Raw genomic sequence first — 15,094 nt, 5'->3', positions numbered from 1 at the left:
TTGGTTCACTCCCCAGCCTATCACTACGCTGATAGGCTGGGGGGCCGTTACGTAAATCGGCCAGTAAGCCTGCCCCCTCGCCGTAGGCGAATCTAAATGGGCAGGCGCGTTACTGTTTACAGGCGTGCCTGTGGACAGTAATTCAAAGAGGCCGCACTTAATAGCACAGCCCCTCTCATTTATATATTCTTATTCTAAAGCATTAATTTAAAATCGTCAACTCTGTATCTTTATCAAATACATGAATCTTTTCCATATCCAGAGCGAATACTGCATCATCACCATTTCTCAAAGGTGTACGAGGATTAACGCGGGCTGTCATCTGAGTACCTTCTACATCAAAGTATAAGTATACTTCTGCGCCGAGCAGCTCATAAACTTTGATCTTGGATCTGATTACACTGTCAGGTGAGTTTGCAATGAATGATTCTGAATCATGTACATCTTCCGGACGAATTCCAAGAACAACTGTCTTTCCGTCATAACCGCCATCAATAAGAGCTTTTTTCTTAGAAGCAGGAACTTTCAGTACGTGCTCTCCAACTGTAAGAGTTACATCGCTGCCATTTACTTTTACAATAGCATCCATAAAGTTCATCTGAGGTGATCCGATGAATCCGGCAACGAACAGGTTGCAAGGTGTATTGTAAAGGTTCTGAGGTGTATCTACCTGCTGAACAACTCCGTCTTTCATAACTACGATTCTTGTACCAAGTGTCATAGCCTCTGTCTGGTCATGTGTTACATAGATGATGGTTGCGCCCAGATTTTCATGAAGCTTGGAAATCTCGATACGCATCTGAACTCTCAGTTTTGCATCCAGGTTGGAAAGAGGCTCATCCATAAGGAATACCTTAGGATTACGCACGATTGCACGTCCCATAGCAACACGCTGTCTCTGTCCACCTGATAAAGCCTTTGGCTTACGGTCTAATAATTTCTCAAGGTCAAGGATTCTTGCAGCCTCACGAACCTTCTTATCGATCTCATCTTTCGGAACCTTGCGCAGCTTCAGTCCGAATGCCATGTTGTCATATACTGTCATATGAGGATACAGAGCGTAGTTCTGGAATACCATCGCGATATCACGGTCCTTTGGCTCAACATCGTTCATAACTTTTCCGTCAATCTCAAGAGTACCGCCTGAAATATCTTCCAGACCTGCAATCATACGAAGAGTAGTTGACTTACCACATCCAGATGGTCCTACGAAGATGATAAATTCTTTATCTTCAATATCCAGATTGAAATCTTTTACTGCCTGAAATCCGTTAGGATATACTTTTTGAATTCCTTTTAATGATAAACTTGCCATTTTAATAGCCTCCTTGAAAAAATGTTGTTTCGTTGTTTTCTGAGATAAGTATATCTAAAAAGAGAGAATGGGACAATGTCACGAGTAACCAAAAAATCCGAAAAAAAATGTACATAACAACTATACATGCCCTTGCATTCATTCCGGACCTCCGGAGGAAAGAAAAAAGATTAGTAAAGAAATGGAAAAATGTTGTTTGGAAGATGAAAAGGAGTATGATATACTATGAAAGGTTTGAAAAGAATTCCACGCATAGCGGTGGATGATGATAAAGCTGATAAAGGAGAATAGATGAAGAACCAGAAGAAGAGTCTGATATCAATACATATCGCTGTCCTGCTGTTTGGACTTGCAGGCCTGTTTGCAAAATGGGTCCTGCTGCCGGCCGTGATCATTGTTCTGGGACGGGTTATTTTTTCCTCTCTCTCCCTGTTCTTTCTATTAAAAGTGAAAAGGGCCCGGGTCCGCCTTGATAAGGGGAGAGATTATATACTGATGATTACCGCCGGGATTGTACTGGCGGTCCACTGGACGACGTTTATGCAGTCGATCCAGACCTCCACGGTTGCGGTCGGGACACTTACGTTTTCTACATTCCCACTGTTTGTTACATTTTTGGAACCGGTACTTTTCCATGAAAGGCTGAAGTCTTCCAGTGTAGTCTCGGCAGTAGTGATGCTGGCTGGTGTGCTGCTTATTGTTCCGGAATTCCATCTGGGGAATACGATGACACAGGGAGTTATCTGGGGAATGGCGGGCAGTCTGTCCTACGCAGTCCTGTCCCTGATGAACCGGATGTTTATGGAGAAATATACAAGCAGCCTGACTGCATTTTACGAACAGGCAACTGCGGCTGTTGTACTGCTGCCGTCCCTGTTCCTTTTGAAGCCGGTGGTTTCCGGGAAGGATATCCTCGTTTTGGTTCTGCTTGGGGTAGTTTTTACTGCTTTTGCACATACTATGTATATAGAAGGATTAAAACATGTGAAGGTCCAGACCGCGGGAATCATATCTGGTTTGGAATCTGTATATGGAATTATAGCGGCGTTTCTATTCCTCTGTGAAAAGCCAGGGATCAAAGAACTTGCGGGCGGCGTGATTATTTTGGGTGTAGTCTTTTATTCGACGCGTTTATCATCCCGGGAAGAGTGATTACTGTACACACCTATAGGGAGGGGATGTACAGTAACAGGTGAAGTCGGCTCGTCGGGAGAACTCAGGAGGCAGATATGAAAAAATTACTGGATTATTTTACAATAGATGGTGAAATCGGCGGGAATCAGGAATGGTTTCGGAATGTGGTCATGTATGTCGGCGGCTGTGCGGCGGCGACCGCGTGTGACAGTTGTATTTATTTTGCGCTGCATCAGGGGCAGGCCCACCTGTATCCCTATGATGTCCATAATCTGGAAAAGGAAGATTATATACAGTTCTCGATGAAGATGAAACCGTACTTAAGACCACGCGCCGGCGGGGTGAAAAAACTAAGCATGTTCATTGACGGATTTTCAAAATATTTAAATGACACAGGGGACGACCGGCTGAGTATGCAGGAGTTTGCCGGAGAGCATACCTCCACTGAGGCAGCAGATCTTATCAAAAAGCAGATCGATGCCGGGTTTCCGGTGCCTTATCTGATGCTGCGGCATAAAAAGCCGGAATATAAAGATTTTGTATGGCACTGGTTCTTGTGTTACGGGTACGAGGAAAAAGAGGATGATTTCCTAATCACCGTGGCAACGTACGGAGAGGCGTCAACCTTCTCACTGAAGGACCTGTGGAATACGGGATATGAAGAAAAAGGCGGTCTGATACAATACTGCGTCAGGTAAAAGAATTGATTTTAGCCATAATAAAAAATGAAATTTCAAAAAGATTTCATAGAATGGGCACAAATTTCTTTTACAATATGAATGTTCAGAGGCTAATTTATCGCAGTGAAAGGAAATGTTTTATGTTAAAAGAACCGGGAAAGAAGAAAAAGTGGATTGTACCGACGCTGCTGATCATTGCAGGAATCGGGATATTTGGGAGAACCACGGCCATTTCTGCGATGGAGGCGACTGTCAGCAGGATATTGGGCACTCCGGATGAAGAACAGACCGTGGCGCTTACAGAGGAAGAAGAAAAGCAGCTGGAAGAGATCAAGAAGACTTACGATACTGTGGGTCAGGCTAAGATCGTTAAAAAACTTGAGGCGAAAAAAGCTAAAAATGAATATACGATAGACAATATGTTGATTCAGTATAATCCGTTTGGCACGAATACACAGTCGGCATATGTCTACTTCAAGACAGAGAATCCCGCGAAGATTACATACACCGTCAGTGTTTCAGACAAAGAAATCAAAGATTTTACGCGTGAGGTTTCTCAGGAAGAGGAATACCAGACAGAGCATGAGTTTCAGGTGATCGGGCTCATTCCAGATATGGAAAATAAAGTAAAGTTCACAATTACGGAAGAAAATGGGATGGTGACAACCCGCTCCTATGCCTATAATATGGGGAGCCTGCTGGGAGACGAGGAAGTGAAGCTTGAGACAGATATTGACGAGAAGGCTGAGGAAGAGTTATCAGATGGATTGTATGTCATACTTGGGAACGATGACTCACATCTTGATTTCATGTATTATTATGATAATGACGGCATCCTCAGAGGCGAAGTCCCCCTGCTCGGCTACCGGAGCCACAGGATTTTATTTGATGAGAGCGCGATGTACTACAGCATATCAGAATCCAAAATAGCCGCAGTAAACCGGCTGGGACAGGTTGTCTCCGTATATGACCTGGGTGATTACAGCCTGCATCACGATTATGTCTTCGATGATGACGGGAACATCCTGATACTGGCAACCGATAATAAACAGGACAGCGTAGAAGATGTAGTGGTAAAACTGGATATCAGGACCGGCCAGGTGACAGAGGTACTCGATCTCGGCGACCTCCTCGGAAACTATAAAGCCTCCTGTGTGGCAAATGCAGACGGAGACTTAGACTGGATGCACATCAATACGATTCAATGGATGGGATCAGGACAAGTTCTGCTAAGCTCAAGGGAGACATCGACGATACTAAAAGTCAGCAATCTGTATACAGCTCCCCAGCTCGATTACATGATAGGGGCGGACAAGTTCTGGGCCGGTACCGGATACGAAAACCTCCTTTTCACAAAAGACGGCAGCTTCACAATACAGGGCGGACAGCATTCCGTTACATATGTAAAAGACGATACGCTCAAAGAGGGACAATATTATCTCTATATGTTCAATAACAACATCGGCTACAGCGAGACAAGGCCCGGCTTCGACTGGAGCAGCACAGGCCTGACCGAAACAAGCGCAAAAGACGGAAGCACTTCCTACTATTATAAATACCTTGTAGACGAAAACAACAGAACATTCAAACTGGCAGATTCCTTCAAAGTACCATATTCAGGTTATGTAAGCAGTGTACAGGAAATTAGCGGGAATGTACTGGCAGATTCAGGGTTTGCGGGGGAATTCAGAGAATATAACAAAGAACACAAACTAATAGCAAGTTATAAAATGAATGCGGAAAAGTTCATATACCGTGTATATAAATATCAATTTTAAGTCAATTGGGGACGTAGTAAACCTTAAGTATACTACGTCCCCAATTGACTTAAGTGGTGTACCTAATTGACTAATCTGACTTTATCCGCTACAATAGACGTATTGAATTTATAAGAAAAGAGGAGTTTATTATGGCTAATCCAATTGTTACGTTCGAAATGGAAAATGGGGATATTATGAAGGCGGAATTATACCCGGAGATCGCACCGAATACGGTGAAAAACTTTGTATCTCTTGTGAATAAAGGGTTTTATGATGGTCTGATTTTCCACCGTGTTATCAGCGGATTTATGATTCAGGGCGGATGCCCGGACGGGACAGGCATGGGCGGTCCGGGATATACGATTAAGGGTGAGTTTTCACAGAATGCGTTTGCGAATGATCTGGCCCATGAAGCGGGAGTGCTCTCTATGGCACGTGCAATGCATCCGGATTCAGCAGGATCCCAGTTCTTTATTATGCACAAGAATTCTCCGCATCTGGATGGTTCTTATGCAGCATTTGGCAAGATTACGGAGGGGATGGATGTTGTGAATAAGATTGCCGGGACTGCAACGGATTATAGTGATAAGCCGTTAGAGGCACAGGTGATGAAAAAGGTGACTGTCGATACTTTCGGTGAGGATTACGGCGAGCCGGAGAAGGCATAGGAGAAGGAATTACCAATGGAAAAGCGATTACAGAAACCGGCAGTCGTCTGTCTGCTGGCGTTAATCTGCTGTGCGTTATGGGGAAGTGCATTCCCATGCATTAAAGTTGGATATGAGTGGTTTGGAATAGAAGGAACCGGGAGCCAGATTTTATTTGCTGGCTACCGGTTTTTCCTCGCCGGTGTCCTGACTTTTATGTTTGGATGTATTTTGGAAAGACGGTTCCTGACGATGAAACGTTCTTCTATTCCCTATATCCTCAGACAGGGACTCTTACAGACTACGATACAATATTTCTTCTTTTACGTTGGGCTGGCGAATACGACGGGAACAAAGGGATCAATTATCAATGCATCGAATGCATTTGTCTCCATTGTTGCCGCACATTTTATGATTAAGTCGGAGAAAATGACATGGAAGAAGGGGATCGGGTGTTTGCTGGGACTCGCGGGAGTGGTGGTGATCAATCTGGCTCCGGGGGCATGGGGGACGGGATTTTCGCTCAAAGGTGAAGGTATGGTGTTTATCTGTACGGTTGCCTATGGGGTGAGCACGGTTGTGCTGAAAATCATCTCAGATAAGGAAAGCCCGATGACGATTACTTCTTATCAGATTTTATTCGGAAGTGTACTCCTGATTATAATCGGTCTGGCACTCGGGGGACATGTAGAGGGATTTACCCTAAAATCTACGATCCTCCTGATTTATATGGCACTGATCTCTGCAGTTGCATTCAGCCTTTGGACGCTGCTGCTGAAGTATAACCCGGTGGGCAGGGTGGCGATTTATGGCTTTACGATTCCGGTATTCGGCGTCGTGCTCTCAGCCATTTTCCTCGGGGAACAGTTCGTTTCCCTGAAAAACCTGTCTGCGCTGATACTCGTCAGCGTAGGAATACTGATCGTCAACAGTACGAAGTCCGTAACAAAAAATCACACAGCACCGTCTAAATAGCAGCACTGTGTGACGGAGACAAACAAATATAAGTACTTAGGTAAAGCCGGAAAATCAGTCATAGTAGATTTTCCGGCTTCCGTCTATTGTATTCCCGATTGAAGCCTGTATCCATTCGATGGCGCCGTCTGTATCGCGATCCCGGATAAAGGTCCAGAGCGTATGTGTATTCTCGTAGAGTGCAGGTATCCCGTAGAGGGTACAGAAACGCTCCCAGAGAGTGGAAACCGGCGTGCGGAAGGACTGGAAGATCAGCGGGATCAGTGTATTATGGGAGAGCAGAGCAAATTCATGCTGGAATTCAAAAGCTGCCTGGGAGGCTTCTGTGATAGAATCCGTCTCCCGTATCCGCTCCTTTTTTTCACGGAGGAGTTCCACTTCCTCATCAGAAATCCGGTCAATACATAATTGTGCTGCAAGGGTATCCAGAGCAATCCGGACCTCCAGAATAGAGCGGATTTCTTCGTTGCGCAGACGCCCGCCGTTATATTTCATAATCGCCATCAAAGTATCCAATGTGCCTTTGCGCCGGTAATCGGCTACAAAGGTTCCGATTCTCGGTTTTACGACCAGAAACCCTTTCCGCTCCAGTTCCCCCAGACCCCCGTTTACTACGGCCCGGCTCACCTGCATCATTTCAGCCAACTGACGCTCGGGCGGAAGCTTTTCCCCGATTTTTAATTTTCCTGACAGAATCAAATGTTCCAACTGTTCCACAAACAAATCCCGAAGTGAGGGTGAACTTATTTTTGAAAATTCCATATGCAGATCTCCAAATTACCGGCATGGTGAAACCCGGTTTTTTATTTGCTATTATAATACATAAAATTCGTTTAAACAAGCTTGGAAACCCAGAAGGATGCAAATGAATACTGTGTACGTTGCTTTGTATACTAAAAGGTATACGCAGTAACAGACAAACTGGCCTTGCCTGACTACGCATAATTGTACCTTGCCAAAAGCCAGTTGATACCGTACAATAGTGGACAGCAGGCATACCTGCGTAGTATAATCAAAAATATTTCCTGTACGGTCAGGCAAGAATGGCCGGGGATGAAAAAATAACGGAGGCACAGCTGATATGGATATGGTCCGATCAGAAAAACTGATTTTTGAATATGAAAAGCGTGATGAAGAAGGCAATGTGACAGGGATGAACCGTGCAGTCGACGGGGTAGACATCCAGATCGCACCGGGGGACTTCGTGGCGATACTTGGACACAATGGTTCCGGAAAATCGACTCTCGCGAAACACATGAATGCGATACTGATCCCCACAGGCGGTACGATGTGGGTGAATGGCAGGGACACGAAGGATCCGGCAGAATTGTGGAACGTCCGTCAGTCTGCAGGGATGGTGTTCCAGAATCCGGATAACCAGATCATTGGCACCGTGGTGGAAGAGGACGTAGGATTCGGTCCAGAAAATCTCGGGGTGCCGACAGAGGAAATCTGGAAACGGGTTGAAGACAGCCTGAAGTCGGTTGGTATGCTGGAGTACCGGACAAATTCGCCGAATAAGCTGTCCGGAGGACAGAAACAGCGTGTTGCAATTGCGGGAGTCATTGCAATGGAGCCGGAATGTATTGTGCTCGATGAGCCAACCGCCATGCTGGACCCGAACGGCCGGAAGGAAGTCATCCGTACCATTCAGGAACTGCGCAGACGCAAGAAGGTCACGGTCATCCTCATCACACACTATATGGAAGAGGTCATTGACGCTGATCAGGTGTATGTCATGGACAGCGGCCATATTGTCATGCATGGCACACCGAAGGAAATCTTCAGTCAGGTAGAAGAGCTTAAAAAGTACAGGCTGGATGTTCCACAGGTGACCATGCTTGCAGAAGAACTGAGAAAAAGAGGCTTGAAGCTCCCGAAAGGAATCCTAAGGACACAGGAGCTGGTGGAGGCATTATGTCAATTAAATTAGAGCACATTAATTATATATACAGCCCCGGAACCGCGTATGAAAAGCAGGCATTAAAGGACGTCAGTCTGGAAATCACGCAGGGGGAATTTGTCGGCATCATCGGGCATACAGGGTCCGGTAAATCTACACTGATCCAGCATTTCAATGGCCTGATGAAAGCAACAGACGGCGTCTTATATTATGAAGGAAAAAATATTTACGACAGCGGATATAACATGAAAGAATTGAGGAATCAGGTCGGACTTGTCTTTCAGTATCCGGAGCACCAGCTTTTTGAAGTTGATGTACTCAGCGATGTCTGTTTCGGGCCGAAGAATCAGGGACTTCCTCCTGAAGAGTGTGAAAAAAGGGCCAAAGAGGCTCTGGAATTAGTCGGTTTTCCGGAGAAATATTATAAACAGTCCCCATTCGAGCTGTCCGGCGGCCAGAAACGTCGTGCAGCGATAGCGGGAGTTCTGGCGATGCGGCCGAAAGTCCTTGTATTGGATGAGCCCACGGCGGGGCTGGATCCCAGAGGCAGGGATGAGATTCTCGATCAGGTTGAATATCTGCACAAAAACACCAACATGACTGTGATTCTCGTATCCCACAGTATGGAAGATATCGCCAGATATGTTGACCGGATCATTGTCATGAACCACGGCGAAAAGATGCTGGATGACATTCCGAAAAGGGTGTTTGCACATTACAAAGAACTGGAAGAAGTAGGACTTGCAGCACCACAGGTGACATACATCATGCACGCTTTGAAGGCCCGCGGGCTGGATGTGCATACTGATGCAACAACTGTGGAGGAAGCGGCAGAAGAAATTATGAGGAGTTTGCATGATTAGAGATATTACAATCGGACAGTATTATCCGGCAAAAAGTGTCATTCACAGATTGGACCCAAGGGTGAAAATCGTCTGCACCCTTCTGTTTCTAATCTCTCTGTTTTTGCAGAGCAGCATTCTGGGGTATGTGATTGCAACAGCATTTCTCGGGGGCGTTATCTGCATGAGCAGAGTACCGTTTAAGTATATTGTAAAAGGGCTTAAGCCCATTATAATGCTCCTTCTGATTACGGTGCTGTTCAATCTGTTCCTGACAAGAGAAGGAAACGAACTGGTTCATTTATGGATCTTCCGAATCACAGATAAAGGACTTAATGTAGCAGTATATATGGCAATCAGACTGACTTACCTGATTATGGGTTCCTCCATTATGACATTTACGACGACCCCGAATTCCCTGACAGATGGGATCGAAAAGCTGCTTCACCCGCTGAATAAGATCAGGGTCCCGGTACATGAAGTTGCGATGATCATGTCTATCGCCCTGCGGTTTATTCCCATTTTGCTGGAGGAGACAGACAAGATTATGAAAGCACAGATTGCGCGCGGGGCTGATCTGGAGAGTGGAAATATCATACAGAAGGCGAAGGCGATGATACCGATTCTCGTGCCGCTGTTTGTATCCGCATTCCGGAGGGCCAACGATCTGGCAATGGCAATGGAAGCCCGCTGTTACCGGGGCGGAGACGGCAGGACGAAGATGAAGCCCCTTGTTTATCAGGGCAGAGACCGAATGGCTTATGCCGTTACATTAATTTATTTAGTGCTTGTTTTCTGCATTGGGCGCTATGTCCCCTTCCATCTGTGGATTTTCTAGAAAATTTTGAATGAGCGGAAAAATAATAAAAACTGAAAGTGAAGCTATGAGAAGAATCAAACTTACGGTAGCCTATGACGGCACAAATTACTGTGGCTGGCAGATACAGCCAAATGGAATTACGATAGAAGAAGTATTGAATAAGAAATTATCCAAACTGACAGGGGAGGACATACGGATCATCGGGGCAAGCCGTACCGATTCGGGAGTGCATGCGCTCGGAAACGTGGCGGTATTTGATTCTGAAACCGGCATCCCGCCGGAACGTCTGGCCTACGCGCTGAACCAGAGGCTTCCAGACGATATCGTGATAACGAAATCTGAAGAGGTCCCTTTAGACTGGCATCCGCGTTACTGTAACTGCACAAAGACATATGAATACCACATTCTGAATGCAAAGATCCAGGACCCGACAAGAAGACTGACGAGGTACTTCGTATCCTATCATCTGGATCTGGAGAAAATGCGCAGGGCGGCGGGGTATCTTATAGGAACACACGATTTCGCAAGTTTCTGTAATGTGAGAACGAACGTGGAAGATACCGTGCGCACGATTTATGAGCTGAGTGTGATCGAAGAGAAAGATGAGATCACGATCCGCATCAGGGGAAACGGGTTTTTGTACAATATGGTGAGGATCATCGTGGGGACACTTTTACGTGTCGGAAGGAACTTCTATACACCTGAGCAGGTGGAAGACATATTGGAAGCAAAGGACCGGCAGGCGGCAGGGGTCACCGCACCGCCGCATGGACTGATGCTGGTCGGGATTGAATATGGGGAAATGGGGCAGCAGAGCAGCAGATAGCCCCGTGTCAGCAGCTGATGTATCGGGGCTGTAGACGCAGGGCACTTTCTGCTATTTTATTCTTTACATATTTGGTCAATCCAGGCAAACAATTCTATCAAATCATAATCTCCGGAGTGTGCTGTTTCCCAGGGATAATAGTGTCCGGCATCAATCCCCTGATTTTGTAGCTTCAGTGTCAGCATGGCAGAAACAGCAAGAGAAGTATCCCTGTCGATTGCACCATGACGAATCCGGAAATGGTATGCTTTCTGTGCGCGCGAATCTTCGATATAGCGCATAGGGTTCATCATTTTTATCTGCATTTCTTCTGCTTTGGGGCAGTTAGTTCCGTTTCTGTAGCCAGTATCTGTAAAATGACGGTAGGGGACATCAGCACCTGCAAATACTTCATTCTCAGGATAATCGGCATCGAGACTGTCAAAGGCCGGTACAGGCTTCATTCGGGTCCGGTAGGATATATATTCCGGAAAATCAATATCCGTTACAGTACCATTTAAAACAGTCAGCCAATCGAATTTCGAGAGATCTGCACCTTCATTGAAGGCCTTCTGGGCAGATTGCATAATCATCTCTGCTATATAATCAAGAAATGGGCCTTTTCCGTTATCGTCCAGAGTCAGAAGTGTTCCCTTCTCATCTTTCAATTCCAGACGATTCAGATAAGCAATAAATTCCTTTTTCATTTCTGCAGAAATAGCCTGCTGCTGTTCTGTCAGCATCCCTTCAACCGGAATGATTGTCGGTATGTGTTCCCCTTTAGCCGGAGGAATAAATTTAGCTGTATGATAATCCAGATGACCGCAAAACTCCCATTCATAGGCAGCGTCTGCATGTTCCAGATTGGTAATCGGACAATAACAGGAAGCGGCAAAAATCTGGTCACTTGCATTTAGTGCACCCATTTTCTGTAAATAGGGATCATAATCAGGATGATTCGCGGTAGTGGCAAGCAGGGCGGACATCGCACCGCCAGCACTGGTACCATCTGAAATAATGTGTCTGGTATTACCCGGTATACGCCCTGTATTATAATGGAGATAACGTACTGCCGCTTTATAATCCAGAATCCCAGCCGGAACCATGCCGATATTTTCACCCGCCTTATTTTTCATTCCCCGGCCGCGAAGTCCTGGTGAAACGACGACATAGCCATGCAGCAACGCATAAAATGCTGCATTCGGTTTCTCTAAATAGAGGGCCAGTCCCGGACGTTCCTGAGGTCCCGGCAAATATCCACCTACGGTATTAGGAAGGAAAATCGGTGCCGTTTTCAATGAATACCCATTGATACTGCCGCCTTTGTAGTAGGTTTCAGGAACAAATATACTAAGCTTCTGTATCTCGTCTGCCGGATTCGCCACATAAGGGATTTGCTCAAAAGCACGATAAACCAGTGTTCTGCTTTCCATCTTAACAGTTTCAATAGTGTATTTTGATTCGTCAAAATAAAATGAATTTGTCATAATAAATCTCCTTTCAGTGTCTATATTATAACAAATCCACTTTATTGGCGCCTTCTCACATGCGACATTCTATTTTTCCCTTTTTACCATTTTTTTTGATTTATAAATAAAATGGTGAAAATTGCACTATACTTTCTCATGATTTCAACCTTGTGATGCCTCTTTGTCCTCAATGCTTTCTTTTTTGAAGCACGATCAGCGAAATTTCATTCGCGTATAATTCAATTTCCAGAGTGATTGCCCCATTTTCAACATAACATGTATGAATAGAAAGATACGGTTCACAGATTCTCCGGAAATACTTGATATCATTTATAGACAGACGTTTCTCGTATTCCATATTTCCCCATATATCCAATACACTTCCATATTGTTCGTTTATAGAATATCTCTTCATCTGATATCCGCCATCCGGGAGGCCTGTAAGCTGAATCTGTAATTGCAGTGATTCCGTATCCTCATAATATCGTTCCAGATGCTCTTTTTCTATCTTGTCTTCCTCTGTGTTAAAATAGGTATAGTTCAGTTCTTTCGCATTATGGCATAAAATACTGACCGTGCTTTCCCCGTCTGTGGTCACCATATAGTTTCTGTCTTTTGCAACAAATCCCGGGGACAGCCTGTTCAGAAAATCAAACGCAAAACCGGACGGTTTCAGGATCCCGTCTCTGGAAATTAGTCCGGCACCCCCGAAGAGCAGGGTGTCCGTATCATAAAATTCGCTGTACCGGTCACTGCCGATAAAATAGGCCATGACACTGGTCTGGCCATATACCTCAAAATAACTTTGCAGTATCTGGGCTCCTTTATAACAACTGTCGTTCAGATAATTCCTGTCAGACACAGAATGGTTCCATTCGGTGATATAGACCGGAATGTCGTCAAGTGAGATTTCTTTTAAAATCTTTTTTACTTCATTGAGCCCGTGCACGACAAAGGAACTGTCGGTGTTCCGTTTGAACTGGCTGTGCGCTTCGTAACGGTCCTTATAATATGCATAGCTCATGAAGGAAATAAAATCTGGCAGACAGTCCCTCTCCTTCCAGCGGGTATAAAATTCCTTTATCAAATCAGGATAATCATTCCCACGTGAGTATGCCTGCATCCCACAGCCGCCCACACAAACACCGGGACTATGTTTTTTTATAATCTCTTTTGTATGTTGAAAAATGGTAAAATAATCGTCATATTCATTGCCGTCTTCCCAGTGGCTCTCGCTGCTCCAGACTTCTATCCGCCAATGGCTGATCTTACTTTTCCCGTAGCGCTCAGTTATATGCACCATGAAGGCATTGATCAGTAAGTCCCAGTTTTCCAGACTTGCAGCGCCCTCGCGGTCCCTGTTTATGATAGGCATTTTGGAATTCTTCTGGAGCCTTTTGGGCTTGTTCATAATCTCTATGTGGGGAATCAGGTTATTCTGGAGAAGAAAGTCTAAAACAGTGTCTAATCTGGAAAAATTAAATATATGTTCAGGGTTATTTATGTCAATCATCATTTCCGGGGTAAACGGACTCCAGAACCGTACATATTTAAAGTTTAAGGCACTCTTGAGCATCATCAAATGAACCTGCATCTCATTCGGCAGCAAATCCTGTGCCTCACCTATATTAATAGTATCATTCCAATTTTGCACGAGAGGGGATGTATCAGAGGCCGAACAGGTACAGACAATCCGGCTTTTATCTTCTTTCCGGCCGGACTGCTGATTCCAGATGATTTTCTCCAGCCGCTGGCTGATCTCAACATGATTCCAGTCGGACAGTTTATTAATTTTCTCTGTATTCCGTTTCCGTACAGCGGATGGAATTTCCCCATACCGTTTTTTAAATGCCTTGTGAAAAGAAGCGATAGTCGGAAATCCACAGTCCATAGCAATCTCTGTTATCCGCTTATTTGTATACAAAAGGCTGTCCATTCCATAGGTCAGACGCACCCCGTTCAGGTAGTCTGTAAAACTGCTTCCGTAATATTTCTTAAAGAATCTGGACAGATAGCCCACGGACAGATACATTTGATTGGCAAGGTCCTTCAAATTGATCTGTTTGTTGTAATTCTGGTGGATATATGAATTGATCTGCTCCAGACGTTCTTTAAATTTATCACCCTGTTCCCCGTCGGTTCCATCCGAAAGGTCCATCAGAAAATGAGTACTTAGATACTCCATTAACTGATAACAGGAAATATGGTAACCAAACCCATATAAACCTTCCTGAACATCCAGATATTGCCTCAAAAGCCTTCGAATCAGCCTGCGAAGCTCAGTATAGCTTGAAGAATCATCCTTGGTGCTGTCACAATAGTAGGCAATTGCCTGCCGGTTTAGAATCTCTTTCATGAGTTCATAACGCATGGAAATGCAGGCACAAAGTGTTCCCTCACTTCCGTTCAGGCTGTGCAGCATATTGGCATTAACCAGGAAAACATCCTCGGCCCCCAGCTCTGTTTTTACCTGATTTACAGTCACTTCCATTTTGCCTTCCAGCACATATAGGACTTCCAGATCTTCATGGAAATGTTCACTTTCTCCCCGGTTTTCTAATATCTGGATCATAATACCCGAATGACTGATATTTTTGCCCATGTTCATCCCCCTTGTATATAAAACAAATAGAATCAGCTGTTATTTTATTGTAATACCTTTGAGATAGTAAAGCAATCGTAAAACAAAACCACGCTCATTACCCTAAAATGAAATTTTAAATTCCACTCCCCTATTCCCCGGT

Annotated in this window: 13 protein-coding genes; 9 read left to right on the top strand and 4 right to left on the bottom strand. The window is 44.9% G+C overall.

Going from position 1 to position 15,094, the window contains the following annotated elements:
- Positions 1 to 202 precede the first annotated feature (202 nt).
- On the bottom strand, positions 203 to 1,315 hold the full coding sequence (ugpC, locus tag DWX43_RS26330) for a sn-glycerol-3-phosphate ABC transporter ATP-binding protein UgpC (RefSeq protein ID WP_118622993.1): 1,113 nt from the start codon (positions 1,313 to 1,315) through the stop codon (positions 203 to 205).
- 291 nt (positions 1,316 to 1,606) lie between these two features.
- On the opposite strand from ugpC, the gene DWX43_RS26325 reads away from it, so the two are divergent.
- The 5 genes from DWX43_RS26325 (at position 1,607) to DWX43_RS26305 (ending at position 6,511) form a co-directional block, all read left to right on the top strand.
- On the top strand, positions 1,607 to 2,467 hold the full coding sequence (locus tag DWX43_RS26325) for a DMT family transporter (protein WP_118622991.1): 861 nt from the start codon (positions 1,607 to 1,609) through the stop codon (positions 2,465 to 2,467).
- 77 nt (positions 2,468 to 2,544) lie between these two features.
- Complete coding sequence (locus DWX43_RS26320) at positions 2,545 to 3,147, top strand: hypothetical protein (RefSeq protein WP_118622989.1); 603 nt, start codon at positions 2,545 to 2,547, stop codon at positions 3,145 to 3,147.
- A 122-nt stretch (positions 3,148 to 3,269) separates the two neighbouring features.
- A complete protein-coding gene (locus DWX43_RS26315) occupies positions 3,270 to 4,907 on the top strand; it encodes an aryl-sulfate sulfotransferase (RefSeq protein WP_243099484.1) in 1,638 nt (545 codons plus the stop codon).
- A gap of 131 nt (positions 4,908 to 5,038) precedes the next feature.
- Positions 5,039 to 5,557 carry a peptidylprolyl isomerase gene (locus tag DWX43_RS26310; protein ID WP_118622987.1) on the top strand — a complete coding sequence of 173 codons (519 nt, stop codon included), beginning with the start codon at positions 5,039 to 5,041 and terminating at the stop codon, positions 5,555 to 5,557.
- 15 nt (positions 5,558 to 5,572) lie between these two features.
- The gene (locus tag DWX43_RS26305) at positions 5,573 to 6,511 is read left to right on the top strand and encodes a DMT family transporter (RefSeq protein WP_118622974.1); all 939 of its coding nucleotides are present in this window, start codon (positions 5,573 to 5,575) and stop codon (positions 6,509 to 6,511) included.
- Positions 6,512 to 6,565: 54 nt separating this feature from the next.
- Here DWX43_RS26305 and DWX43_RS26300 read toward each other — a convergent pair whose 3' ends face one another.
- Positions 6,566 to 7,273 (bottom strand): GntR family transcriptional regulator, encoded by a 708-nt coding sequence (locus DWX43_RS26300; protein WP_109730207.1) that lies wholly within the window; start codon positions 7,271 to 7,273, stop codon positions 6,566 to 6,568.
- 319 nt (positions 7,274 to 7,592) lie between these two features.
- Between DWX43_RS26300 and DWX43_RS26295 the strand changes: the two genes are divergently transcribed.
- Genes DWX43_RS26295 through truA form a run of 4 tightly spaced genes read left to right on the top strand, consistent with a single transcriptional unit; the run spans position 7,593 to position 10,902 of the window.
- Positions 7,593 to 8,444 (top strand): energy-coupling factor transporter ATPase, encoded by an 852-nt coding sequence (locus tag DWX43_RS26295; protein ID WP_109730208.1) that lies wholly within the window; start codon positions 7,593 to 7,595, stop codon positions 8,442 to 8,444.
- The gene (locus DWX43_RS26290; RefSeq protein ID WP_118622972.1) at positions 8,429 to 9,277 is read left to right on the top strand and encodes an energy-coupling factor transporter ATPase; all 849 of its coding nucleotides are present in this window, start codon (positions 8,429 to 8,431) and stop codon (positions 9,275 to 9,277) included. The genes DWX43_RS26295 and DWX43_RS26290 overlap by 16 nt, the downstream gene beginning before the upstream one ends.
- Complete coding sequence (locus tag DWX43_RS26285) at positions 9,270 to 10,094, top strand: energy-coupling factor transporter transmembrane component T (protein WP_118622970.1); 825 nt, start codon at positions 9,270 to 9,272, stop codon at positions 10,092 to 10,094. The genes DWX43_RS26290 and DWX43_RS26285 overlap by 8 nt, the downstream gene beginning before the upstream one ends.
- Positions 10,095 to 10,140: 46 nt before the next feature.
- Positions 10,141 to 10,902, top strand: coding sequence for a tRNA pseudouridine(38-40) synthase TruA (gene truA, locus DWX43_RS26280; RefSeq protein ID WP_118622995.1), 762 nt, complete (start codon positions 10,141 to 10,143; stop codon positions 10,900 to 10,902).
- A 56-nt stretch (positions 10,903 to 10,958) separates the two neighbouring features.
- Here truA and DWX43_RS26275 read toward each other — a convergent pair whose 3' ends face one another.
- Positions 10,959 to 12,368, bottom strand: a complete 1,410-nt coding sequence (locus DWX43_RS26275; protein ID WP_118622968.1) for a subtype B tannase — start codon at positions 12,366 to 12,368, stop codon at positions 10,959 to 10,961.
- 169 nt (positions 12,369 to 12,537) lie between these two features.
- Positions 12,538 to 14,952: a helix-turn-helix domain-containing protein gene (locus DWX43_RS26270; protein ID WP_182440824.1), complete on the bottom strand. Its 2,415-nt coding sequence runs from the start codon at positions 14,950 to 14,952 to the stop codon at positions 12,538 to 12,540.
- Positions 14,953 to 15,094: the final 142 nt, after the last annotated feature.

The organism is Clostridium sp. AF19-22AC (assembly GCF_003479085.1).
Lineage (GTDB): Bacteria > Bacillota > Clostridia > Lachnospirales > Lachnospiraceae > Faecalicatena_A > Faecalicatena_A orotica.
The sequence above is the reverse complement of the archived record's forward strand: the minus strand, read 5'-3'. Positions and strand labels throughout refer to the sequence as shown.

Excerpts from the sequence above, each read along its gene's own strand:
- ugpC (WP_118622993.1), bottom strand. The coding sequence starts at position 1,315 with ATGGCAAGTTTATCATTAAAAGGAATTCAAAAAGTATATCCTAACGGA.
- DWX43_RS26325 (WP_118622991.1), top strand. The coding sequence starts at position 1,607 with ATGAAGAACCAGAAGAAGAGTCTGATATCAATACATATCGCTGTCCTG.
- DWX43_RS26320 (WP_118622989.1), top strand. The coding sequence starts at position 2,545 with ATGAAAAAATTACTGGATTATTTTACAATAGATGGTGAAATCGGCGGG.
- DWX43_RS26315 (WP_243099484.1), top strand. The coding sequence starts at position 3,270 with ATGTTAAAAGAACCGGGAAAGAAGAAAAAGTGGATTGTACCGACGCTG.
- DWX43_RS26310 (WP_118622987.1), top strand. The coding sequence starts at position 5,039 with ATGGCTAATCCAATTGTTACGTTCGAAATGGAAAATGGGGATATTATG.
- DWX43_RS26305 (WP_118622974.1), top strand. The coding sequence starts at position 5,573 with ATGGAAAAGCGATTACAGAAACCGGCAGTCGTCTGTCTGCTGGCGTTA.
- DWX43_RS26300 (WP_109730207.1), bottom strand. The coding sequence starts at position 7,273 with ATGGAATTTTCAAAAATAAGTTCACCCTCACTTCGGGATTTGTTTGTG.
- DWX43_RS26295 (WP_109730208.1), top strand. The coding sequence starts at position 7,593 with ATGGATATGGTCCGATCAGAAAAACTGATTTTTGAATATGAAAAGCGT.
- DWX43_RS26290 (WP_118622972.1), top strand. The coding sequence starts at position 8,429 with ATGTCAATTAAATTAGAGCACATTAATTATATATACAGCCCCGGAACC.
- DWX43_RS26285 (WP_118622970.1), top strand. The coding sequence starts at position 9,270 with ATGATTAGAGATATTACAATCGGACAGTATTATCCGGCAAAAAGTGTC.
- truA (WP_118622995.1), top strand. The coding sequence starts at position 10,141 with ATGAGAAGAATCAAACTTACGGTAGCCTATGACGGCACAAATTACTGT.
- DWX43_RS26275 (WP_118622968.1), bottom strand. The coding sequence starts at position 12,368 with ATGACAAATTCATTTTATTTTGACGAATCAAAATACACTATTGAAACT.
- DWX43_RS26270 (WP_182440824.1), bottom strand. The coding sequence starts at position 14,952 with ATGGGCAAAAATATCAGTCATTCGGGTATTATGATCCAGATATTAGAA.